General features: G+C 43.9%; 22 protein-coding genes. 11 read left to right on the forward strand and 11 right to left on the reverse strand.

The annotated features are described in order from the left end of the window. Positions 1-29: 29 nt before the first annotated feature. From MMA19_RS09135 to MMA19_RS09145, 3 genes are read right to left on the reverse strand one after another with little or no spacing between them, the layout of a single operon-like run. Positions 30-1,301 carry a zinc-binding dehydrogenase gene (locus MMA19_RS09135; protein ID WP_240206048.1) on the reverse strand — a complete coding sequence of 424 codons (1,272 nt, stop codon included), beginning with the start codon at positions 1,299-1,301 and terminating at the stop codon, positions 30-32. 48 nt (positions 1,302-1,349) lie between these two features. Then, positions 1,350-2,753: a PTS mannitol transporter subunit IICB gene (locus MMA19_RS09140; protein ID WP_086027628.1), complete on the reverse strand. Its 1,404-nt coding sequence runs from the start codon at positions 2,751-2,753 to the stop codon at positions 1,350-1,352. 13 nt (positions 2,754-2,766) lie between these two features. Then, positions 2,767-3,210, reverse strand: coding sequence for a PTS sugar transporter subunit IIA (locus MMA19_RS09145; protein ID WP_038222468.1), 444 nt, complete (start codon positions 3,208-3,210; stop codon positions 2,767-2,769). A gap of 611 nt (positions 3,211-3,821) precedes the next feature. Here MMA19_RS09145 and MMA19_RS09150 point away from each other — a divergent pair. Next, entirely contained in the window at positions 3,822-4,193 is a 372-nt protein-coding gene (locus MMA19_RS09150; protein ID WP_240206049.1) for a cytochrome c, read from the forward strand. Between the two features lie 64 nt (positions 4,194-4,257). Here MMA19_RS09150 and cyoE read toward each other — a convergent pair whose 3' ends face one another. The 6 genes from cyoE to MMA19_RS09180 all read right to left on the reverse strand — a co-directional run bounded on the left by cyoE (position 4,258) and on the right by MMA19_RS09180 (position 10,295). Beyond that, a complete protein-coding gene (gene cyoE / locus MMA19_RS09155) occupies positions 4,258-5,124 on the reverse strand; it encodes a heme o synthase (protein ID WP_240206050.1) in 867 nt (288 codons plus the stop codon). Between the two features lie 7 nt (positions 5,125-5,131). Beyond that, positions 5,132-5,443, reverse strand: coding sequence for a cytochrome o ubiquinol oxidase subunit IV (gene cyoD / locus MMA19_RS09160; protein WP_006071828.1), 312 nt, complete (start codon positions 5,441-5,443; stop codon positions 5,132-5,134). Continuing rightward, on the reverse strand, positions 5,440-6,039 hold the full coding sequence (gene cyoC / locus MMA19_RS09165; protein WP_006071829.1) for a cytochrome o ubiquinol oxidase subunit III: 600 nt from the start codon (positions 6,037-6,039) through the stop codon (positions 5,440-5,442). Before cyoC ends, cyoD begins: the two co-directional genes overlap by 4 nt. After that, positions 6,029-8,065, reverse strand: coding sequence for a cytochrome o ubiquinol oxidase subunit I (cyoB, locus tag MMA19_RS09170; RefSeq protein WP_240206051.1), 2,037 nt, complete (start codon positions 8,063-8,065; stop codon positions 6,029-6,031). Before cyoB ends, cyoC begins: the two co-directional genes overlap by 11 nt. Before the next feature lie 5 nt (positions 8,066-8,070). Beyond that, positions 8,071-8,952 (reverse strand): ubiquinol oxidase subunit II, encoded by an 882-nt coding sequence (cyoA, locus tag MMA19_RS09175; protein ID WP_062457483.1) that lies wholly within the window; start codon positions 8,950-8,952, stop codon positions 8,071-8,073. Positions 8,953-9,428: 476 nt separating this feature from the next. Then, positions 9,429-10,295: a LysR family transcriptional regulator gene (locus tag MMA19_RS09180; protein ID WP_006071838.1), complete on the reverse strand. Its 867-nt coding sequence runs from the start codon at positions 10,293-10,295 to the stop codon at positions 9,429-9,431. Between the two features lie 146 nt (positions 10,296-10,441). Between MMA19_RS09180 and MMA19_RS09185 the strand changes: the two genes are divergently transcribed. Continuing rightward, complete coding sequence (locus MMA19_RS09185) at positions 10,442-11,701, forward strand: adenylosuccinate synthase (protein ID WP_107307001.1); 1,260 nt, start codon at positions 10,442-10,444, stop codon at positions 11,699-11,701. A 95-nt stretch (positions 11,702-11,796) separates the two neighbouring features. Here MMA19_RS09185 and MMA19_RS09190 read toward each other — a convergent pair whose 3' ends face one another. Continuing rightward, on the reverse strand, positions 11,797-12,867 hold the full coding sequence (locus MMA19_RS09190) for a class I SAM-dependent methyltransferase (protein WP_006071841.1): 1,071 nt from the start codon (positions 12,865-12,867) through the stop codon (positions 11,797-11,799). A 28-nt stretch (positions 12,868-12,895) separates the two neighbouring features. After that, positions 12,896-13,288: a hypothetical protein gene (locus MMA19_RS09195; protein WP_006071843.1), complete on the reverse strand. Its 393-nt coding sequence runs from the start codon at positions 13,286-13,288 to the stop codon at positions 12,896-12,898. A 70-nt stretch (positions 13,289-13,358) separates the two neighbouring features. Between MMA19_RS09195 and MMA19_RS09200 the strand changes: the two genes are divergently transcribed. From MMA19_RS09200 to MMA19_RS09240, 9 genes are all read left to right on the forward strand, one after another. Further along, complete coding sequence (locus tag MMA19_RS09200) at positions 13,359-14,027, forward strand: beta-ketoacyl synthase chain length factor (protein ID WP_240206052.1); 669 nt, start codon at positions 13,359-13,361, stop codon at positions 14,025-14,027. Between the two features lie 15 nt (positions 14,028-14,042). Then, positions 14,043-14,831, forward strand: a complete 789-nt coding sequence (locus tag MMA19_RS09205; RefSeq protein WP_240206053.1) for a lysophospholipid acyltransferase family protein — start codon at positions 14,043-14,045, stop codon at positions 14,829-14,831. 10 nt (positions 14,832-14,841) lie between these two features. After that, positions 14,842-15,102 carry a phosphopantetheine-binding protein gene (locus MMA19_RS09210; RefSeq protein ID WP_006071847.1) on the forward strand — a complete coding sequence of 87 codons (261 nt, stop codon included), beginning with the start codon at positions 14,842-14,844 and terminating at the stop codon, positions 15,100-15,102. Positions 15,103-15,117: 15 nt separating this feature from the next. Continuing rightward, on the forward strand, positions 15,118-15,375 hold the full coding sequence (locus tag MMA19_RS09215) for an acyl carrier protein (protein ID WP_006071849.1): 258 nt from the start codon (positions 15,118-15,120) through the stop codon (positions 15,373-15,375). After that, the gene (locus MMA19_RS09220; RefSeq protein WP_006071852.1) at positions 15,375-15,932 is read left to right on the forward strand and encodes a hypothetical protein; all 558 of its coding nucleotides are present in this window, start codon (positions 15,375-15,377) and stop codon (positions 15,930-15,932) included. Before MMA19_RS09215 ends, MMA19_RS09220 begins: the two co-directional genes overlap by 1 nt. Positions 15,933-15,956: 24 nt before the next feature. Further along, positions 15,957-17,336 (forward strand): AMP-binding protein, encoded by a 1,380-nt coding sequence (locus MMA19_RS09225; protein WP_240206178.1) that lies wholly within the window; start codon positions 15,957-15,959, stop codon positions 17,334-17,336. Between the two features lie 70 nt (positions 17,337-17,406). Beyond that, complete coding sequence (locus tag MMA19_RS09230; RefSeq protein ID WP_240206054.1) at positions 17,407-17,775, forward strand: 3-hydroxyacyl-ACP dehydratase; 369 nt, start codon at positions 17,407-17,409, stop codon at positions 17,773-17,775. Further along, on the forward strand, positions 17,768-19,546 hold the full coding sequence (locus MMA19_RS09235) for a glycosyltransferase family 2 protein (protein ID WP_240206055.1): 1,779 nt from the start codon (positions 17,768-17,770) through the stop codon (positions 19,544-19,546). The genes MMA19_RS09230 and MMA19_RS09235 overlap by 8 nt, the downstream gene beginning before the upstream one ends. Then, a complete protein-coding gene (locus tag MMA19_RS09240) occupies positions 19,530-21,068 on the forward strand; it encodes an aromatic amino acid ammonia-lyase (protein WP_006071859.1) in 1,539 nt (512 codons plus the stop codon). Before MMA19_RS09235 ends, MMA19_RS09240 begins: the two co-directional genes overlap by 17 nt. Positions 21,069-21,133: the final 65 nt, after the last annotated feature.

The raw sequence follows: 21,133 nt of genomic DNA on the forward strand, positions 1-21,133 counted from the left end.
CGTGAGGCTACCACATAAATAAGCATCGACTAAACCGTCAAACTCACGTCATAAAACTCCAGTAACGCTTTTTCTGCTTCCGCATTCCAAACATAGTTGTTTTGCTTCAAAATCGCGTCCAGTTCACCAAAGAATGGATCACTGTCTTCTAGAGTCTTAAACTGATCGATTGCTGTTAGAGGCAAGTCGATGTGAGGGTAGATCAGCTTCTTGCCACCCGGGATATCGAGTTGGTTTAGAATCGTATCCGGGGCTGCTTGTAGTCCGCCTACGTGAGTAATCATGAACGATGGGTTTATCTTCCCTTTTGCAGAGAGGTCTAGTGACTCAATCATATCTCCAGTAGAGCCTCCTGACGTGCCGACAATATGCGTCGCTTCATAGTGAACGTTGTAGAAGTTAAACGGTACTTTGAATTTCTTATCTGTAGGGCCAGCGAAGAAGTTTAGACAGCCATCGTTACCAAGCAGCTCATCCGCTTGCTCCAATACTTGTGATACCGCTGCGTAGACCATAACGTCATCGTAACCTAATCCACCATTCAGTGATTTAAGGTACTCAACCGGGTCTTCCACATTCGCCGTATTCACATAATGAAGCTCAACACCATTCTCCGCGGCTGTGCTTACTGGAATCAAGCTCTCAGCGCGTGCGAGACGTTCCGCATCAATGTCAGTAACAACAAGTAGTTTAGGTTTTACTGGACCATTGATCGCGTAGTCGATAGCACCGATACCCATTGGACCAGCACAAGCGAGAAGCGCGAGTGCCCCGCCCTCTTTGATACCCATATCATGTTCATACACGTAAGGAGTTGTATGGTAGCTCGCGTGATAGGCGCCAATAATGCACGACATTGGTTCTGCTAGCGAAGCGTCAGCAAAGTAGTTCCCTTCATAAGGAAGTACGCAGCCAAGGTCGATAGCGATTTTCGGAATAATTGAATAAGTAGCGTTACCACCAAATGTCTCATAGCTGTAGCCGGCAGAATAACCCGATGGTAAGCCCATTGCTGGTTGAAGCACAAAAGAGTCACCCGGTTTGAACTTGTCTTTTAGGTTGTCTCCAACTTCAACAATGATACCGGCATACTCATGACCTGTGATAACTGGTGTTTCTGCAATATCTTCTGGTACACGCTTATGCTTGCTACCTAGAAGCGCTGCTTTATACGTTGATAAACAAACGCTGTTAGAAATATTTTTGACCAGTAGTTCATCCGCCGAAATAGCTGGTAGGTCAAAAGTGCGAAGTTGAATGTTCTTTTCTCCGCAGATGACAGCTGCCGTAGTTTCAACCATGTTCTCTCTCCTCATAGGGGCGCCGAGACGCCCCCGAAATAATAGTTATTAAGCTTGTTGTTCGATAGTCACCAGCAGCTCATCTAGTGCTGGGTCATTAATAAAGTTCTTGATAGTAATTACAGGCAACCCTGTTGCTTTCACTGCTCGACTTTCTAGGCTCTCATGAGTCACAACTATATCTGCGTCGCTAGGTACTTTTTCGATAGCGAAGTTCTTCACTTCGACATCGTAGCCCGCTTGTGTCAGTTTTCTCTTGAAGGTAGACGCTCCCATAGCACTTGAGCCCATACCAGCATCACAAGCAAATGCAACGAACTTGATGTTTTTGCCTTCAGCTGTAGCTTGAGTTGCAGCCGCTGTGTTGATAGCACCTTCCGCTTTCATGTCCTTCATATTGGTGACTGATTGCTCGAAGTCTTCTTCAGACTCTGTGCTCTTGGACATTTTCAGAATGGCACTCGCTACCAAGAAAGAAACAATTGTTGCTGTTGTCACACCAGCGATAGTCGCTAGGAAGCTCCCTTTCGGCGTTAGCGCCAAGTAAGAGAAGATAGAACCTGGACTTGGACCCGCTACTAGACCTGCATCAAGTAGATTGAAGGTTGCGATACCTGTCGCTGCACCAGCAATCATTGCTACGATCATGATTGGCTTCATCAAAACATATGGGAAGTAAAGCTCGTGGATACCTCCGAAGAAGTGGATGATGATGGCACTTGGCGCTGAACGCTTCGACAAACCTTCACCAAATTTTGCATACGCAAGTAGCATACCTAGACCAGGGCCTGGGTTAGACGCCACCATAAAGAAGATGGATTTACCAGTTTCAGCCGCAGCTTGAAGACCTAGAGGGTAATAAATGCCTTGGTCGATTGCATTGTTTAGGAACAATACTTTTGCTGGCTCATTGATAATCGCAAGTAGAGGTAAGAAACCTGTTGCTACCAAAGCTTCAATGCCTGATTTAACGAACAAGTTTGCAGCAGTCACAGCAGGACCAACAATCTCATAAGCAAATAGGCACAAAAGCATACCTACGATACCCAGTGAGAAGTTGTTCACGACCATCTCAAAGCCAGACGGGATACGGTGTTGGATTCGCTTATCCATTTGCACCACAACCCATGCACTAAGTGGGCCCATAATCATTGCACCAACAAACATTGGAATGTCAGCACCTACGATGACACCCATAGTAGCGATAGCACCCGCTACTGCACCACGCTTGTCACCAACAAGTTGACCACCTGTGTAACCGATTAACAGCGGTAACAAGTAAGTGATCATTGGGCCAACAATGCTGCCAAACGCTTCGTTAGGCATCCAGCCTGTTGGGATAAATAGCGCAGTGATAAAACCCCACGCAATAAATGCGCCTATATTGGGCAATACCATGGCGGTAAGATGTCCGCCAAATGATTGCACTTTCGCTCTCATATTTGTAGTCACGTTACATTCCTTATTAGCAGGTTTTTATAATATCCAATACTTCTGTTTTCGATTTTGCTGCTGCGAGCTTCTCTATATTTGTCTCGTCGACAAGCATTTCACTTAAAGATTGGATTACTTGAATGTGAGTATCTGAATCCTTGGCAGCTAAGGTTAGCAGTACGTTAGCGGGGCCAAGATCTGAACCAAAGTCTACGGGTTCAGGGAAGATGTGAATGCCTAAACCGGTTTTTAATACACCGGCCTCAGGGCGAGCATGCGGCATCGCGATGCCCGGGCACAAAACGTAGTAAGGACCATTGTCGATGGTAGACTGAATAATGGCATCAGCGTAATTCGACGTCACATAGCCCTTCTCTTCGAGGTATTGTGTTGTCGTTCTTACAGCCTGTTCCCATGATGTGTTATCATGTTCTACAACGTCTACTAGGTCATGGTCGATTAAGTCATACAGCATTGTCTTGTCCCATAATGAATGTCGTTTCGTTGAGTTCATTATGAGTTCTTTTCCTGGGGACATGCAATTCCGCACCAATTGCGATACAAATCACAAAAAATCACCTGTCAATAGGCAAGTAATGATCAAGTTAACATATTACAATTGAAAGTTTTGGTAAATATTTTATTTTAATTACAAGTCAATATGACAAAGTTGATACACGCATCATTTTTGGACATTTCTTAAATTACATAAATATTGAACTTAATCACATTATTCATATTGACGATCGCTTTTATGTGATATAGAGATCATTACTTATAAGCACTTTAAAGCCTATTCCAGTCACTAGTAGCACACTTTTCACCAAATTAATAAAAGCAACAATAATTTGTTGCTCAGTTTCAGGTGACTTTACACTTCACTTTATTCTTCCACGATTGTGTTTGCTGATTTCTTTATTCTTGGAAGTAATAAGCCGCGTCTCAACCCTTCTGCTTTTTGATTGCTAGTCTATCCACTGAGAATATTCACATAACTAACTGATGAATATAAATATAACTTTATATTCACCCACTATTCATTCTTATGTCGTTAGGATTCGAGAAAACACATAGGAAGTACACAATATGAAGATCAAATTGAAATTACTCATCGCAACATTATTAGGTACAATGGCGCTTTTCATTGGCAGTTTCACTTTCGTTTCAGCAGCAAAGCCACCCATTGACGGCAACGTCGCTAATGGAAAACAAAAATACGAGACGCTGTGTATCTCCTGTCATGGTTCTAAGGGGCATGGTGATGGTGTGGCGGCTAACGCTCTGCCAAATGAACCAGCCGATATCGCTCAGAAGATCAACAAACCTTTCAAAGCACCCACCCAAATTGCGAATAAAGTGTTAGCGGGAAAAATAGACGAAGGTATGCCTGCTTTTAAGGGAGTACTTACCGAGAAAGATGCTATTGATATCTTGGCGTATGTGCAGTCCATTCAATAAACAATCTGAAAAGTTTAAGGATAAAAGGTTCACGAATCGTCAATCACGACTGTGAACCTGTCAATTAAAAATGAAGCGGTAGTAGCTCTAGTCCTAGCACTCCGCTGAAACTTGTCACCACCAGCAACGAAACTTTAAATACCGCTTTGGACCAATCAATATAATTGCTGCTATTCATATCGCGGAATGTAACTCGAGCCCAGAACGCACTCATCGCTCCTACTACAATCAGATATTCGTAGTTCGCCTCACCAACAAAGAAGAGTGTGGCAGCAACCGCGCAAAATGCCAACACATAGTGTCGAATATGTTGGTTCGCTTTATTCAAGCCTTCCTTAACAGGTAAAACAGGAATACCCGCTTGACGATAATCTTCCATTCGAAAAATCGCAATAGCGTAAGAGTGTGGCATTTGCCAAAGACAGAACAACAGGAACAATAAGACAGATTCAACGCTCAAATAATTAGTGACCGCTAAGTAACCGACAAGTGGAGGTACTGCTCCTGAAATACTTCCGATCAAGGTTCCATACACTGAATGTCGCTTGTACCACATGGTGTAAAAGAACACGTAGAAGACATAGCCGATGAGCACAACAACCGCAGATAGTGGATTGGTCATCTGATATATCAACGCTGTACCAACAAGCAAGAGGAATAGCGCGTAAACAAACGCGACATCCATATTGACATAACCCTGAACTAAATCGCGATGTTTAGTTCGCTCCATCTTCTGATCAATATCCCTATCGAAAATATTGTTCACAACACAGCCTGACGCTATGACTAGCCCCACACCAACGAGTGCTGCAAAGAACAAGGTAATATCTACATGCTCACTTTTAGCGGCAAGGAAAAACCCTGCCGCTGTTGAGACCATGTTGCCAAAAATAATACCTGGTTTTGTAATCGTCAGATAATTTTTGAGCATACTGCCTCTACATCATCATGTTCATATTCATGTTGTACATTATCCACAGCGACCCGGCGATGAGGATAAACACCACAACGATGGTGAACAGCAACGAAACCAAATTCCACTGCCCATCAGAGGTCTTCGCTTCCATATGTAGGAAGTATTTGAAGTGAACAAACACCTGAACAATCGCGCAAGCAAATAAAACAAAATACGTTGTACTCGCTGGCAGAGATTGTGCCCAAACCAAATAGAACGGTACTACGGTCAGTACCAAAGCCGCACAAAACCCTTTGATGTAGTCTGATGCAGCTATATCTGTATTACTGCTCATGACATGACTCCCAGTAAATAAACGATGGTAAATACACAGATCCAAACAATATCTAAGAAGTGCCAGAACAGGCTTAAACAACTAAAACGCATCGTCATGTTGCTGTTTAACCCTTTCTTCGACAGCTGGTGATAACACACCGCCATCCAGATCAAGCCAAATGTCACATGAAGGCCGTGAGTCCCAACTAAAGTAAAGAATGCTGACAAGAAAGCATTGGTTTGCGGTCCATATCCTTCAACTATCAGGTGATGAAACTCATACACTTCCATGCCAATAAAACCTAGCCCGAGCAGAAAGGTTACTTTCATCCACAACTTGAGGTTGGTAATATCCTGACGCTTCATCGCAATCATGCCAAAACCAAACGTGATACTACTCAGTAGCAGCAACATGGTTTCTACGAAGACAAACGGCAACTCAAACAGTTCTCTCGCTAATGACCCCGTCATAGGGTTACTGGCAAGTACCGCATAAGTAGCGAACAACGTTGCGAAAAGCACGCAGTCACTCATCAAGTAAATCCAGAAACCAAACAGCTTGTTATCACTATGATCGTGGCTATCATGAACTGGTGCACTCACACTACCCTGCATAATTCACCTCCATATCGTCCTTCTTATTTCCGTCGGCATGAGTGTGTTGCTTGGCTAGTTCAAGCTGCTGTCGTCTAGCGTTTTCGATGGCTTCGATTTCCTCAACCTCGACGTAATAATCCACATCATCGTTGTAACTATGTTTGATACAACTTACGACAATGCCAACGAAACTAATGGCCGCTAACCACCACATGTACCAAATCATTCCAAAGCCAAAGGCTAGTGCCCAAGCTGAAATATAGATACCTGTCGGCGTATTTTTCGGCATGTGAATACGTTGATATTCCACTTTCTTCATTGGATCAAACTCACCGTTTTCTTTCTGATACCAAAATGCATCAATTTGGTCGCCTTTTGGTAAATGTGCAAAGTTATAGAACGGCGGAGGTGACGAGGTTGCCCATTCAAAGGTACGGCCGCCCCATGGGTCTCCAGTCAGATCGAGGTGCGCTTTTCTATCACGAACACTGACATAAATTTGAATGAACTGGCACACAACGCCGAGTGCAATTACGGCAGTTCCTGCTGCTGCAACAGCAAGTAATGGGAAGTACTCAGGGTTGATATCTTGACTAAGACGTCGCGTCATCCCCATAAAGCCCAGCGCATACAAAGGTAAGAACGCCATCAAGAAGCCAATAATCCAGAGATAGAATGCTCGTTTGCCCCACGTCTCATTCATCATGAAACCTGTTGCTTTAGGGAACCAGTAAGTGATAGCAGCAAAGCAACCAAACACCACACCACCGATAATCACATTGTGGAAGTGCGCCACTAGGAAGACCGAGTTGTGTAGTACGAAGTCGGCACCCGGTACCGCCATCAATACACCAGTCATCCCGCCGACCGAGAAGGTAATCAAGAAACCTAGTGTCCATAACATTGGCGTGGTAAAGCGCACTCGTCCCTTGTACATAGTGAACAACCAGTTAAAGATCTTCACCCCTGTAGGGATAGAGATAATCATGGTCGCAATGCCGAAGAATGCATTGACGTTTGCACCAGATCCCATGGTAAAGAAGTGATGTAACCAAACGACAAACGCCAAGATAGTGATCGCAATGGTCGCCCAAACTAGTGAGGTATAGCCAAACAGTTTTTTGCGTGAGAACGTCGCTGTGACTTCCGAAAAGACACCAAAAATCGGTAGTACTAGGATGTATACCTCTGGATGTCCCCATGCCCAAATCAAGTTGACGTACATCATCATGTTGCCGCCAAAGTCATTGGTGAAGAAATGCATTCCTAAGTAACGGTCTAAAGTCAACAGCGCAATGGTAACCGCCAAGATGGGGAATGAAATAATAATCAGAATATTGGCGCACAAAGATGCCCAAGTGAATACCGGCATTTTCATTAACGGCATAGATGGAGTTCGCATGCGCAATATAGTGGCAAAGAAGTTCACACCGGTTAAGGTTGTTCCGACACCAGATATTTGTAACGCCCATATCCAATAATCGACCCCGACCCCGGGGCTTGCATCAATCCCTGACAATGGTGGGTACGCCAACCAACCTGTGCGACCAAATTCACCAACACCAAGCGATAGGTTGGTGAGTATCACGCCAACAATAAACAGCCAAAAACTGAGATTATTTAGATAAGGAAAGGCGACATCTCGCGCTCCTATTTGCAAAGGAACGACGATATTCATAAGACCAATCACAAGTGGCATGGCAACGAAAAATATCATGATCACGCCGTGTGCAGTAAAAATCTGGTCATAGTGGTGGGGTGGCAAGTACCCGGCTTCACCAGCAGACGACAGCAGTTGTTGGCTGCGCATCATCACCGCATCAGAGAAGCCCCTAATCAACATCACCATTGCCACAGCGATGTACATGAATCCCAGTTTTTTATGGTCAACTGTGGTAAACCATTCATTCCAAAGATATTGCCACTTTTTAGCTTTAGTAATGGCCGTGACTAATGCTAATCCAGCAAGCGCAATCACGACTAAAGTGACAACAATAATCGGCTCATGGTATGGAATCGAATTGAGCGATAATCTTCCAAACATAACGTTTATCCTTCGTGTTCGGGTAAACGGTTCATCGAACCTGGATACTGAGTTACAACATCATTAAACAGCGCGGGAGGGACACTCGAATAAAGACTGACAGGATCAGCCACACTCGGTTCTGCCAGCGCTCGATATTGCTGCCAGTTTTCGATCTGTTTTGGACTGTGTTTCACTTTGTCCACCCATTGAGAAAAGGCCTGTTTATTTTCCAAAGCGGCGGCAGTGAACTTCATTTCGGAGAACCCTTTACCGCTGTAGCTAGAAGCAAAGCCTTTGTAATCTCCTTGATGGTTCGCAATCAGATTCAGTCGCGTCACCATGCCGGGCATCGCGTAGATCTGAGACCCGAGCCTTGGGATAAAGAACGCATTCATAATGTTGTCAGAAGTGATTTTGAATGTGACCGGAACATCCTTAGGAAAGGCTACATAGTTAACCGTTGCTATCCCTTGCTCTGGGTAGATAAACAGCCACTTCCAATCGAGTGAAACCACTTCGATTGTTAAAGGTTTTTCTGGATGTGCGATGGGTTTAGATGGCTCTAAAGCGTGAGTAGAACGCCAAGTGATAACCGCCAAAATCGCGATAATAATAATCGGGATAGTCCAAACCACCACCTCAATTTTGGTCGAATGAGCCCAGTCTGGAGCGTACTCTTCTTCGGTGTTAGTTGAACGATACCGATAAGCAAAATAAACCGTCATCAGAATCACAGGAATGACAACTATCAACATCAGCAAAAGAGCAGTGATGATCAGCTCTTTTTCTTGAACGCCAATTGCACCTTTGGGGTCAAGTAAAGCAGAACTGCATCCAGAAAGAGTAAGTATGGCAGTCGCCACACCTCCCCTAAGCAAGATGCTTTGATATCTTGAGGCTTTCATTAACTTTCTCGAGTATATTCGGGCTTGACTACATTGTCAGAACTCGTTGTCAAAACCCATTAGTTAGAATTATGTTTTTGTTGAGCGTGTGTAAGCAAAATCATCAAGGTGAAGCGTAAAACCCATGCTTCAAACATGGATTTATTGTTACACTTTGAAATATATTGTTACAGCAAGTGCATTATGCGTAGATAAAATGTGAAGCACATCTGTCGTATTTGAAATCTAAGCTTGCGTGAATCAAGTTAGACAACGGGATGTGATAGTAAGAACTGAGGCGAGATAGTATTACTATCTAATTGATATTAAATAATTAAAAAGGTACTTGAAGGTATATTTACGTTGTTATCAAATGCGTTCAATAACACGTCATTTGTTGCATTATTGTTATCACCACAACGATGGAAATGTGATTTTATTCATGAATTTAGGATTTCAAGTTAACATATAAATTACACTGCAATTCACATAAACCCTTATTTCTGTAAAATAATCATCTCATCTCCGACCCATTGAAGTAATTGTTTAGTCGCTTTAGACAAGATTTGATTCTGACGAACAATGTAACCAAGGTTCGTTGTCGGGAAATCAGATAACGGCGTAACATCTGTCTGAATATTTCTTTTCGTTGACAGCGCAAACTCAGGGATAATTGCCACCCCAAAACCAGCTTCAGCCCAATCAATTTGTGCATCAACGCTCCCTACTTCCATCACACGATAATTCGAAAGATTTAATCTGGGTAACGCGTCATCAATTAGATCCCGCGTTCGGGTGTCATGGCCAAGTAGAATCAAAGTAATTTCGCTTTGATTGGCGATAGCTTGTTGAAACCCTTCACCAAACGCCACCCATTTGACCTGTTGTAACTCTACAAAGTGCAACGGCTGAGATTGCTGTTGGGAAATAACAAATCCCACATCGGCCTCAGCCTTTTTAACTAAATCTGCTGCTTGAGATGACGTGGTATTTAAAAGCACGATATCCATTCCAGGATAAGCATTTCTGAACAGTTTAAACGCACCAATAAGTAGCATACGTGAAATAATATCGCTTGCTGCTACGGTGATGGTTCCCTTGTCTAACTCATTAAGTGCATTCAGATCGGATTGACACACCTGTAACTCTTCCAACGTCTTGATACTGCTTTGTAGTAAACGCTCACCCGCTTGAGTGAGATGAAAAGGATTACGATCTAACAGTTTCACGCCTGTTGTTTGCTCTAGCTGTTTTAACTGTAAGCTCACGTTAGGCTGAGTCATGTGCAACGCATTGGCCGCTTTACCGAAATGCTTGTATTCAGCCAACGTTACAAACGTCTTTAACCAATGAATATCTAACATTTTTCTTCCCTCTTAATGCGTGAGTTAGTCAATAGAATAATCATAGTTACGATATGAGTTCCTTATTAACTTAATAATTATAATTAATTTTTCTTATTCAAACTACAAGGTTAAGCTGACTCCCTAATCAATTAGGAGAACTTATTATGTCGTCTATCGTTGTTGTAGGTGCTAACTGGGGTGATGAAGGCAAAGGCCGCATCGTTGACTTTCTAGCTGCAGACGCGTCTGCAAGCATTCGCTTTCAAGGTGGAAACAATGCCGGTCACACTGTAGTCAATGACTTCGGTACCTTCAAACTGCACCAGCTTCCTAGTGGCATTTTTAATCCTGATTGTACCGCTGTGCTTGGCCCGGGTATGGTCATCAGCCCTGCCGCACTAAGTGAAGAAATTGCTGAGGTCGAATCAGCAGGCGTTAAAATTAATCTATGTATTTCAGACCGTGCGACATTATGTCTGCCTCTTCACGCTCTTGAGGATACTTTAGAAGAGCAACGTCTAGGCGATGCCGCTTACGGTTCAACTCGACAAGGTATCGCACCAGCTTACGGCGATCGTGTGATGAAAAAAGGTATTTTAGTCGGTTGGTTACAACAGCCTGAAGTCCTAGAGCAACGCCTTCAATTTATGCTCGATTGGAAAATGCCTCAGCTAAAAGCGCTTTATCCACAATGTGACTATTCACAAAGCGCAAAAGAAATCACGGAATGGCTACTAGAGGTGACCAAATCTTGGCGTCCATTTATTTGTAATGTCACCGAACCACTAAAAGCATTGCAAGCTAAAGATGCGAACTTGTTGTTTGAAGCACAGTTAGGTGCAGGTCGCGACCTAGTATACGGTGAATATCCTTGGACAACGTCATCTAACGTAACAGCCGCTTATGCAGGTATCGGCAGTGGTCTACCAGCCCTTAGACCTGAACGCGTGATCGCGGTAGCTAAGGCATTTAGCTCATCCGTTGGGACAGGTACATTGGTTACTGCGATGGAAGAGCAAGATAACTTCCGCGAAAGCGCTAACGAGTTCGGTGCAACAACGGGTCGCCCACGTGACATGGGTTTCTTTGATGCCGTAGCCACCAAAAACGGCGTTGAGCTACAAGCGGCCACAGAAATTGCACTGACGAAAATCGACTGTTTGACGGGCTTAAAAGATTTAAAAATCTGCGTCGCATACGATGGCGAACATACTGAAAACCCTATTTGGCCTCAAACCGCTGCACTGGCTCCAGTCTACGAGCAAATGGAAGGATGGGATGAAGACATCACCGGCTGTCGTAGTTTCGAGGAGTTGCCAAAAGCAGCTCAAGACTATGTGACACGTATCGAAAGCTTAATGGGTGTGCCTGTACGCATGGTATCCGTTGGTCCAGAGCGTGACCAGATGATCATTCGCGATTAACAGCAGCGAATTTCACAGGTAAAAAAGCCCAGCTCGATAGCTGGGCTTGTTGCATTTTATAACTTTAAAAGTTGGTGCGAATGAATCACGTACTATTACGACTTTATTTTTAATTTCAGTAAAGTATGACCTAAACCAATATCGTCAGTACGTTCCACCACTTCTAATCCGGACTCTTCGACAATTTCTAAAAAGTCTTCACTGCGATAGAAACGACTATTACCGTTTGCTAGACAGGTGAAATATAGAGACGTCGCGTTCAAACTAAACGACGCCGCATCGTATTTCTGTGCATCCCAAAATAACTCAAGAATATAGACCGTTGAATCTGGAGTCAGCTGAGAACGAACATTTCTTAAAATCGTTAGAATCTCCATTGGAGAGAAACAATCTAAGAACTGGCTCATCCACCAGACATCTGCTTTCTCAGGTAAGGCTTGAGACTTGTCCAGCATGTTAGCAGGGAAAGGATGTACACGCTGTGCAAAGCCATTGTCTGCCACATTCTTCATTGCCACATTAAGCTGTTGAGGCAAATCGACTATTGTTACTTCAACATCGCTATTGTAGCCACAACATTGCATCGCCCATTTACCGGTGTTACCACCAATGTCCACAATATGTTTCGGCTCTTGGCTAAACACTTCTTTCAATAAAATAGGAAACGATCTGTCCGAGTAGAAATGATCAAACTTGAACCAACTCTCTTTTGCTTTCTCTGGCAACTGAGACAAGCCTTGATATATGGTTTCCCATTCACCAAGTTCCTTTAAACCCGCAGGCTTGCCTTCTTTAATCGATTCCGTCAAATGCATCATAGCGGCGTAACAAACATCAGCTGTGAAATCCATATTTGCCTGAGTCATACCATCATGAAGCAAAAAGAAGCCCATATTAGCTAGCGAATAGTTGGGTTTGTTCCACAATACGATATGGGCACTGATTGCCATGTCGAGTAGTACTTTGACACCATACTCAGAGACACCAGTTGCTTGGGCAATTTCAGGAGCACTTAGTCCCTGCTCTCCCGCTTTATCGAGCTCAGCTAAAATCCCTAGGTCTCGTAAAGTGCGAGCGGCTTGAAATACAATTGGGGCAAAAGACAGCTCTTGAGCCGCTGTCTTTGCTTCAAATGCATTGTATGGATCAATATTTTGTTTTGACACATCAATTCCTGGTGGTTGTTCTGTTCAATTATTTTGCTGCTGCGATAGCGGCAAGTTGCTTTCTTATATCAGTATTCAAATTGTTGATCCAGCGATTGTAATTTCTATGAATTTCGCCGTCTGCAGCTTTTAGGTTCTTAGAGCTTACATAAGTAATTGAATAGAATTTATTAGTGTAAGGAATTTTAGCTTCAGCTTCATGGCTACGAACCAGAATTGCTGCTTTTAAAACGCCTTCTTCAGGTTCAGTGATCACCCAACCGCGATTCGTCGCAGCTTCGGTAATCGCCGACTTGACTTGTGCTGCGGTCAAATCATATGTTACCGGCTCATTGTCAAAATTCAGTACAGGTTGGACTCTTCCACAACCTACTACAACCAATGCTACAACAACTGCCATCGCGAACTTTAACGCTTTCATATTAATTCCTTACATTTTAGTTTATAAAACGATATAATTATCCAGTCGTATCTAAATAAATCAATACCTTATGTCAAATTCAACTCCATTAATTTCCTTTCACCTTGACGCATGGAGTGCAAAATCAAACGGTCTGCATACTTTTTCTGATTGGCAAGATTGGTACCACACAGGCAACTGCCCTAGCGAAGGCACGTTAGAAGTGAACCGCATACCTGCCATGATGCGCCGTCGTATGAGTACATTAAGTAAGCTGGCCGTCCAATGTGCACTTGAGCTTATGGAAGAACAGGATATTGATTATATTGTTTTTTCTAGTAGACATGGTGAGCTACGACGCAGTTCCGAATTAATTAAAACTATTGTCAGTGGTGACGACGCGTCTCCAATGGCGTTTTCTCAATCTGTACACAATACGGCAGCCGGACTCACTACCATTGCAGCAAAGAAGGCCATTCCAGTCACTTCCATTGCAGCATCGGACAATACGTTTAATAGTGCATTAATTGAAGCGTGGAGTTACTTAGAAGAAAACCCTGAACATCGAGTCTTGGTTGTAGATTTTGATGAACCTCTACCTGAGATTTATCAACAATTCAAAGATCAAGAGTTTTGCGGCTATAGCCTTGGTTTGGTATTGTCTCGCGGAAATTCGATACAAGTCCCTCCCGTAAAGGCGTCTAATCAACCGCAAGCTTTGGACTTTCTTCGACACCTTTTAGCCTCAACGCAGTCATAACCTAAAAATAATCGCATGATAGTGAAGTCTCTATATCTAAAAGTTAATCAGTTCTGGCGTATTGCTGCGACAGGCTTTTGCTTTAGTGTGTTTGGCATTGGGGGATTAGTGCTTAGTTTTGTGCTAATTCCGTTCATTATCCGAACCACATCTGAGACAGAACTAAGAGAACATCGCGTACAGGCATTGATTCAATCTGCTTTCCATGTATTTTGTCGGTTAATGAAATTTACTGGTGCTATCGATTACAAGATAACTGGCGCTGAAGCGTTAGAAAACGACCGCAATTGCCTAATTGTGGCTAATCACCCAAGTCTAATCGATTACGTTTTGATTGCCTCGCAACTTAAGCAATGTGATTGCTTAGTGAAAAGTGCAATATGGCGTAACCCGTTTATGAAGCACATCGTCCAAGCGGCAGGCTATATTCCTAATGAAGCCCCAGATGATGTTATTACAATTTGCGAGCAACGATTTGATCAAGGCAACGTGTTACTCGTTTTCCCTGAAGGAACACGCACCACTCCTAGTGTCGAATCAAAGCTACAACGAGGTGCGGCTCAAATTGCCGTGCGTACTCAGCGTGATTTGCGGGTAGTTCACATTACTGTAACTCCCTCTTTTCTCACGAAACAAAAAAAGTGGTACCAAGTTCCAGAGACCAAGCCCTTTTTCCATGTCGAAATAAAGGGTAAGATTGAAATCACGCCCTTTATTGAGCAAACTAATTCTCCGACTTTAGCGGCAAGAAAACTAAACCGTTATTTGGCCGAAGCGATTTTCCCCGAAAATGAACACCAATAAGTAGGACCCTGTGGAAGCACTACAAAACCAAATCAAACAACTAATTATTGACGCCCTAAACCTTGAAGATATTACTATTGACGATATCGAAACTGATGCACCACTGTTCGGTGATGGTCTAGGGCTAGATTCCATTGATGCTCTTGAACTCGGCTTAGCCATTAAGAAAACGTTCAATATCGTAATTGACGCGGACGATACCAATACACGTGAACACTTTGCATCTGTAGCAAACCTTGCAAAGTACATTTCGTCTCAAACTAGCAACTAATCGATAGATATCAGCATGACAGAATTAAACCAACAGCAAGTATTTGACCAAGTAAAAGACGCTCTCGTGGAGCTGTTTGAAATTGACGAAGCGGATATTCAACCTGAAGCTCACCTTTATCAAGATCTTGATTTAGATAGCATTGATGCTGTTGATCTAGTAGTTCACTTGCAAAAAGTAACGGGCAAAAAAATCAAGCCTGAAGAGTTCAAAGCTGTACGCACCGTTAATGACGTTGTGGTCTCTGTGACTGAGCTATTGAAAGATAAATAATGCGAGCTTTGCTGACCATACTGTCTGCAATCGTAATTTTTGCCTATCCTTTTGCCGTCTACTTCGGTGCAGAACGATTTGGTCTCCAAGCTATCAGTCTGATTCTTATCACAGTATTTGTGGTAAGAATCATTTCTAGCAAGCAGGCAAAGTTCAAGGAACTCAAACAGCTCGCATGGATAAGTGGCCTCACTGGAATCACGCTTAGTGTATTAGGTGCTCTATTTAAACAGCACGGATGGCTAACCTTTTATCCCGTCGTCGTTAATCTTTGTATGTTGGCCGTTTTCGCCATAAGTTTAACGCAGCCACAATCCATCATCGAGCGTTTTGCTCGTCTTCAGGAACCCGACTTACCCGCAAGTGCCATTTCTTATACTCGAAATGTTACCAAAGTATGGTGTGCCTTTTTTATTATCAACGCGGGCATTGCTCTCTACACTTGCTTTCAAACGCTAGAGGTTTGGACTTTGTACAACGGATTGATTAGCTATCTAGCAGCCGGAAGTCTTTTTGCAGGTGAGTGGATAATCAGACAGTTTGTACGCAAGGATTAATTCAATATGGCAAATGTTGAGCAGATGAACCGCACTAACAACACACACCAGACGCTTGCGCACTTGCTCTGCACCTCTAAAATCGGTGAAGACATTGTCGCATTCGATATGGAAAAACAGTGGACTTGGCAGCGATTTTTACACGACATTCGTGCCACGAGTGACATGCTCGAACACTCGACCTCACAGCGCGTTGCAGTGTGCACACTAGATAGCTATCAATTTGCCGTTGGATTCTTAGCCTGCTGCTATGCGGACAAAAGTGTGGTCCTTCCCGGTAACTACCAAAATGCGGCATTGACTGAGCTTTCCTCTCAATTCGATTTATTACTCCATGACGCTGGCATTGAACCCATTGCGACCAAGCCATGCGAAAAGGTCGCTATTGATTCTCACCTTGAGAACCTAGAATCATTTTCTGCCCTTGACTTAAAGCAAGTTGAAATCATCTTATTTACTTCTGGCTCGAGTGGAACACCTAAAGCTATTGTTAAAACACTCGAGCACTTAGACACAGAAATTGCCATCCTAGAATCTATTTGGGGCGATCTGCTGGGCAATGCCCTAGTCGAAAGCACGGTCTCTCATCAACATATCTACGGATTGTTGTTTCGCGTACTTTGGCCACTATGCACTGGGCGTGCATTTGCTTGCCGAAACCTAGAGTATCCTGAGCAAGTGATGACTCATGCGTCGGCCAATCGTGTGCTAGTGAGCAGCCCAGCTCTACTCAAGCGGTTATCGACCCAGACAGACCCTGCTGAGATACGCGCCTTGTTCTCATCAGGAGGACCATTACCTTACGACGCCGCGAAACACGCGCACGGACTTTTTGGACAATTACCTATCGAGGTCTACGGAAGCACGGAAACTGGTGGTATTGCCTACAAGCAACAATACAGTCCAAGTGAATTTTGGCGACTATTTCCCGGCATCGAAGCTGAGCTAAATCACGAACAATGTTTAAAGCTCAAATCACCACATATTGATGCTGACAACTGGTACCAAACTGCGGATGCTTGTGTATTTCATGATGCACAACGCTTTGAATTAAAAGGACGAACCGACCGTATTGTCAAAATAGAAGAAAAGCGCATTTCTTTAGTTGAAGTTGAAAAACGTCTCGATCAGCTAGACTGGATTTACGAAAGTGCCGTATTCTGCTGTCACGATCAACAACGCTTGTCACTCAATGCTGCTATCGTACTCACGCCCGCGGGTCTTGATAAGCTTAAATCCCTAGGGAAAGGCAAATTTTGGCTACTGCTGCGCGCGGAATTGAGGCAATGGATTGAGCCAATCGCGGTTCCACGACGTTTTCGAGTCGTTGCAGAAATACCATTGAACAGCCAAGGTAAAAGGCAAGCATCTGAACTCGAGAAGCTTTTTGCCGACTCGCTATAGTTCGTTTATCTCAAAGAACACTGCTTACATTTACACGACTTACATTTAAAAGACTAAGACCGACACGACCATGACAAAAAGAAAACCGACCGTACTAAATTCTGATGTACAATCAGCGTCTGCAACGCTTTGTATTCAAGCAGACGCCGATATTCTGGATTTTTGCGGTCACTTTAATCACTTCCCTTTACTTCCTGGTGTAACTCAAATTGATTGGGCACTCCACTACGCTGTTGAGTACCTTAACGTTCCTTCTGCATTTAAAGGAATGGAAGTGATTAAATTTCAAGAGCCTATTCTGCCTGATGCAATCATCACACTGACTCTGAATTGGAATGAAGAGACGCAAAAGTTAGCGTTTAAATATTCGTCAATATCTGGAGAAGACATCGTCGTGCATTCCTCCGGTAAAATGAAACTAGGTAGTTCGAGTGAGTAACAGCAAAGAACGTGGACATGCAGAGAGCATCCAAGAACAAGGCCGTCAGTATCAGCCTTGCTTTCTCATACCATGTTTTAATCATGGCTCTACTGTTGAAAGTGTAGTGAAATCGTTAAAGCCATATGGTTTTGCAATCATCCTTATCGACGACGGCAGTGACCAGACTACAAAAACAGCGCTTAACGCCGTGGCTATCGCTCATGACGTGCACCTTATTACCCTTGAACAAAATCAAGGGAAAGGTGGCGCAGTGATGGCAGGAATTCGTCATGCAAGTTCGCTTGGGTTCACTCACGCCATACAAATTGACTCTGATGGTCAACACGATTTAGAGTCACTGCCTGTTTTAATCGAAGCATCACAAAACCAGCCATATTCGCTTATCTCTGGCAAACCGGTTTATGACAGTAGCGTCCCCAAATCCCGTTTGTATGGGCGCTATATCACGCACTTTTGGGTTTGGGTTGAAACACTTTCGCTGTCAATAAAAGACAGCATGTGTGGCTTTAGAGCCTATCCGGTTGAGGCTACTCTCAATGTTCTCAATCGATACAATATCGGCACGCGAATGGATTTTGATATTGAGATCTTGGTTCGTATGTATTGGGAAGGTTGTGACATTCAGTTTATTGATACCCGCGTTATGTACCCAGAGGGTGGTATCTCTCACTTTGATGCCTTGTGGGACAACGTAAAGATAAGCAAGATGCATACGAAGTTGTTCTTTGGCATGTTACCGCGTAGCCCTAAGTTGATCGCCCGCCATTTTCACAACCAAAATGTGAACACGCCTCATGGCTCTTCAGACAAATCGGGTGCTCATTGGTCAACACAAAAAGAACGTGGCACCATTGTCGGCATCAAAACCTTACTTTGGGTCTACCGTTTGCTGGGGCGTCGAGCTTTCAATCTCGTTTTACCCATGGTTATTGGTTACTACCATTTAACCAATGCCCGAGCGCGTAATGCTTCGCAGCAATACCTCGCCAATTTAAGGCACTACGCGGAATGTCGCAACATTGCTTTGCCAGATGATTTAACCAGTCAGAAACACCTATTGTCGTTCGGTCATACCATGCTCGACAAACTGGCAGCATGGCAAGGGCATTTCTCTCTAGATAATCTAACGATTCATGGCCAAGAGCAGTTTCAGCCTTTGATTGATAGCCAACGGGGTGTTTTATTACTGGGTTCTCATCTTGGTAATATTGAGTTGTGCCGTGCTCTCAGCCAGCGCTATTCCCATATCCAAATTAATGCCTTAGTTTTCACAGAACATGCCGAGCAATTTAACTCAGTAATGAGAGCCATTAATCCAAACTCTGACCTTAACCTAATTCAGGTCAGTCAGATGGGTCCAGATACGGCGATCATGCTGCAACAAAAAATCGAGCAAGGCGAATGGGTAGTTATCGTTGGCGATCGAACATCGACGAGCAAAGAACAACGCTGCGTCTGGGCCGACTTCTTAGATAGACCCGCTCCTTTTCCTCAAGGGCCGTTTATGTTGGCGTCGGTACTCAAAGCTCCAGTCTATCTAATTTTTGGCTTTCGAGACGATAGCCGCAAAGAACCACATTTTAATGTCTATTTTGAGCATTTTAGTGACAAAATAGCCTTACCACGTAACAATCGACAAGACGCTATGGAACACGTTGTCCAGCGGTATGCGAACCGCCTAGAGCACTATGCCGTAAAGTCGCCACTACAGTGGTACAACTTTTTCAACTTTTGGACGCTAAGTAAGCACAATGACCAAGAAAAATAACATCACCTTCGGCGCAGAGCGCCTTTCTATTGAAGACGTCGTCGCCATTTCTGCTGGCGCAACAGCTAGTATGAATAGCGCTCCTGAGTATGTTGCCAAAATTGACCGCAGTGTGGCTTTTTTAGAACGTCTTCTTAAAGAAGAAGGTGTTATTTACGGTGTAACCACAGGGTATGGCGACTCATGTACTGTTGCTATTCCACCAAACCTTGTCGATGAGCTGCCACTTCATTTAACTCGTTTTCACGGCTGTGGTTTGGGCGACATACTCACTCATGAACAATCTCGCGCTGTGCTTGCGACCCGTTTATGCTCATTAGCGCAAGGTATGTCAGGCGTTTCTCACGATCTACTCAACCAAATTACAACGCTGATCAATCACGATATAGCACCAAGAATTCCTCAAGAAGGTTCTGTAGGTGCCAGTGGTGACTTAACACCGCTGTCTTACCTTGCCGCGGCCCTTATCGGTGAACGAGATGTACTGTATAAAGGCGAGATTCGTGAGACTAAAGACGTCTTTGACGAACTGAACATCAAGCCTATCACGCTGCGGCCAAAAGAAGGCTTGGCACTCATGAACGGCACCTCTGTGATGACTGCTCTCGCTTGTTTGGCGTATAAGCGTGCAGAATACCTTGCACAACTGTGCACCAAGATCACTGCGATGGTTTCAGTGGGGATCCACGGCAATGACTTCCACTTTGATGAAGCACTATTTGCTGTAAAACCGCACCCAGGTCAGCAGCAAATTGCAGCGTGGCTACGTGATGATCTTCAGGCTGAGCGACCACCTCGTAACAGTGACCGTCTGCAAGACCGCTATTCATTGCGCTGCGCACCACATGTCATTGGTGTTGTTCAAGACTCTCTGCCTTGGTTACGACAACTGATTGAAAACGAGCTTAACAGCGCCAACGATAACCCGATCATTGACGGTGATAACGAACGCGTATTGCACGGAGGTCATTTCTATGGCGGACATATAGCTATGGCAATGGACACGCTCAAGACGGGTGTTGCCAACCTCGCCGACTTACTTGATCGTCAAATGGCACAGCTAATGGATTACAAGTTCAACAATGGCTTACCGTATAACCTAACGGGCGCTGAAGGTGAACGTAAGCCTATTAACCACGGCTTTAAAGCGGTACAAATCGGTATCTCGGCTTGGACAGCTGAAGCTCTAAAACACACGATGCCAGCAAGTGTTTTCTCTCGCTCTACAGAGTGTCACAACCAAGATAAAGTCAGCATGGGTACCATTGCTGCTCGTGATTGTTTACGCGTTTTAGAGCTCACTGAGCAAGTTGCCGCGGCTTCTTTGTTAGCTGGTATTCAAGCCATAGAACTCAGAAAACGCCAAAATGAGTTAGATGAACATCATATGAGCGACAATCTGAAGGCAATTCGAGAATCCATATTAAGTGAGTTTGAAATGGTCATTGAAGATCGTCCTTTAGAAGCGGAATTGCGCCATTTCATGCAGCGCATACAACAGCGCCACTGGTCTCTTTATTAAGCTAGATTTACCGTTACAACGTAAATCATTCTCTGGTTAAATTGTTTAATTAACCCCATGGGTTT

The sequence above is a fragment of the Vibrio sp. CyArs1 genome, from assembly GCF_022432925.1.
GTDB lineage: Bacteria > Pseudomonadota > Gammaproteobacteria > Enterobacterales > Vibrionaceae > Vibrio > Vibrio mediterranei.

What these genes read in the sequence shown, in the direction of transcription:
- cyoA (WP_062457483.1), bottom strand. Translation starts at nt 8,952, where the DNA reads ATGAAAGCCTCAAGATATCAAAGCATCTTGCTTAGGGGAGGTGTGGCG.
- cyoC (WP_006071829.1), bottom strand. Translation starts at nt 6,039, where the DNA reads ATGCAGGGTAGTGTGAGTGCACCAGTTCATGATAGCCACGATCATAGT.
- MMA19_RS09215 (WP_006071849.1), top strand. Translation starts at nt 15,118, where the DNA reads ATGACAGAATTAAACCAACAGCAAGTATTTGACCAAGTAAAAGACGCT.
- cyoE (WP_240206050.1), bottom strand. Translation starts at nt 5,124, where the DNA reads ATGCTCAAAAATTATCTGACGATTACAAAACCAGGTATTATTTTTGGC.
- MMA19_RS09225 (WP_240206178.1), top strand. Translation starts at nt 15,957, where the DNA reads ATGAACCGCACTAACAACACACACCAGACGCTTGCGCACTTGCTCTGC.
- MMA19_RS09195 (WP_006071843.1), bottom strand. Translation starts at nt 13,288, where the DNA reads ATGAAAGCGTTAAAGTTCGCGATGGCAGTTGTTGTAGCATTGGTTGTA.
- MMA19_RS09200 (WP_240206052.1), top strand. Translation starts at nt 13,359, where the DNA reads ATGTCAAATTCAACTCCATTAATTTCCTTTCACCTTGACGCATGGAGT.
- MMA19_RS09150 (WP_240206049.1), top strand. Translation starts at nt 3,822, where the DNA reads ATGAAGATCAAATTGAAATTACTCATCGCAACATTATTAGGTACAATG.
- cyoD (WP_006071828.1), bottom strand. Translation starts at nt 5,443, where the DNA reads ATGAGCAGTAATACAGATATAGCTGCATCAGACTACATCAAAGGGTTT.
- MMA19_RS09185 (WP_107307001.1), top strand. Translation starts at nt 10,442, where the DNA reads ATGTCGTCTATCGTTGTTGTAGGTGCTAACTGGGGTGATGAAGGCAAA.
- MMA19_RS09220 (WP_006071852.1), top strand. Translation starts at nt 15,375, where the DNA reads ATGCGAGCTTTGCTGACCATACTGTCTGCAATCGTAATTTTTGCCTAT.
- MMA19_RS09230 (WP_240206054.1), top strand. Translation starts at nt 17,407, where the DNA reads ATGACAAAAAGAAAACCGACCGTACTAAATTCTGATGTACAATCAGCG.
- MMA19_RS09205 (WP_240206053.1), top strand. Translation starts at nt 14,043, where the DNA reads ATGATAGTGAAGTCTCTATATCTAAAAGTTAATCAGTTCTGGCGTATT.
- MMA19_RS09145 (WP_038222468.1), bottom strand. Translation starts at nt 3,210, where the DNA reads ATGCTGTATGACTTAATCGACCATGACCTAGTAGACGTTGTAGAACAT.
- MMA19_RS09240 (WP_006071859.1), top strand. Translation starts at nt 19,530, where the DNA reads ATGACCAAGAAAAATAACATCACCTTCGGCGCAGAGCGCCTTTCTATT.
- MMA19_RS09180 (WP_006071838.1), bottom strand. Translation starts at nt 10,295, where the DNA reads ATGTTAGATATTCATTGGTTAAAGACGTTTGTAACGTTGGCTGAATAC.
- cyoB (WP_240206051.1), bottom strand. Translation starts at nt 8,065, where the DNA reads ATGTTTGGAAGATTATCGCTCAATTCGATTCCATACCATGAGCCGATT.
- MMA19_RS09135 (WP_240206048.1), bottom strand. Translation starts at nt 1,301, where the DNA reads ATGGTTGAAACTACGGCAGCTGTCATCTGCGGAGAAAAGAACATTCAA.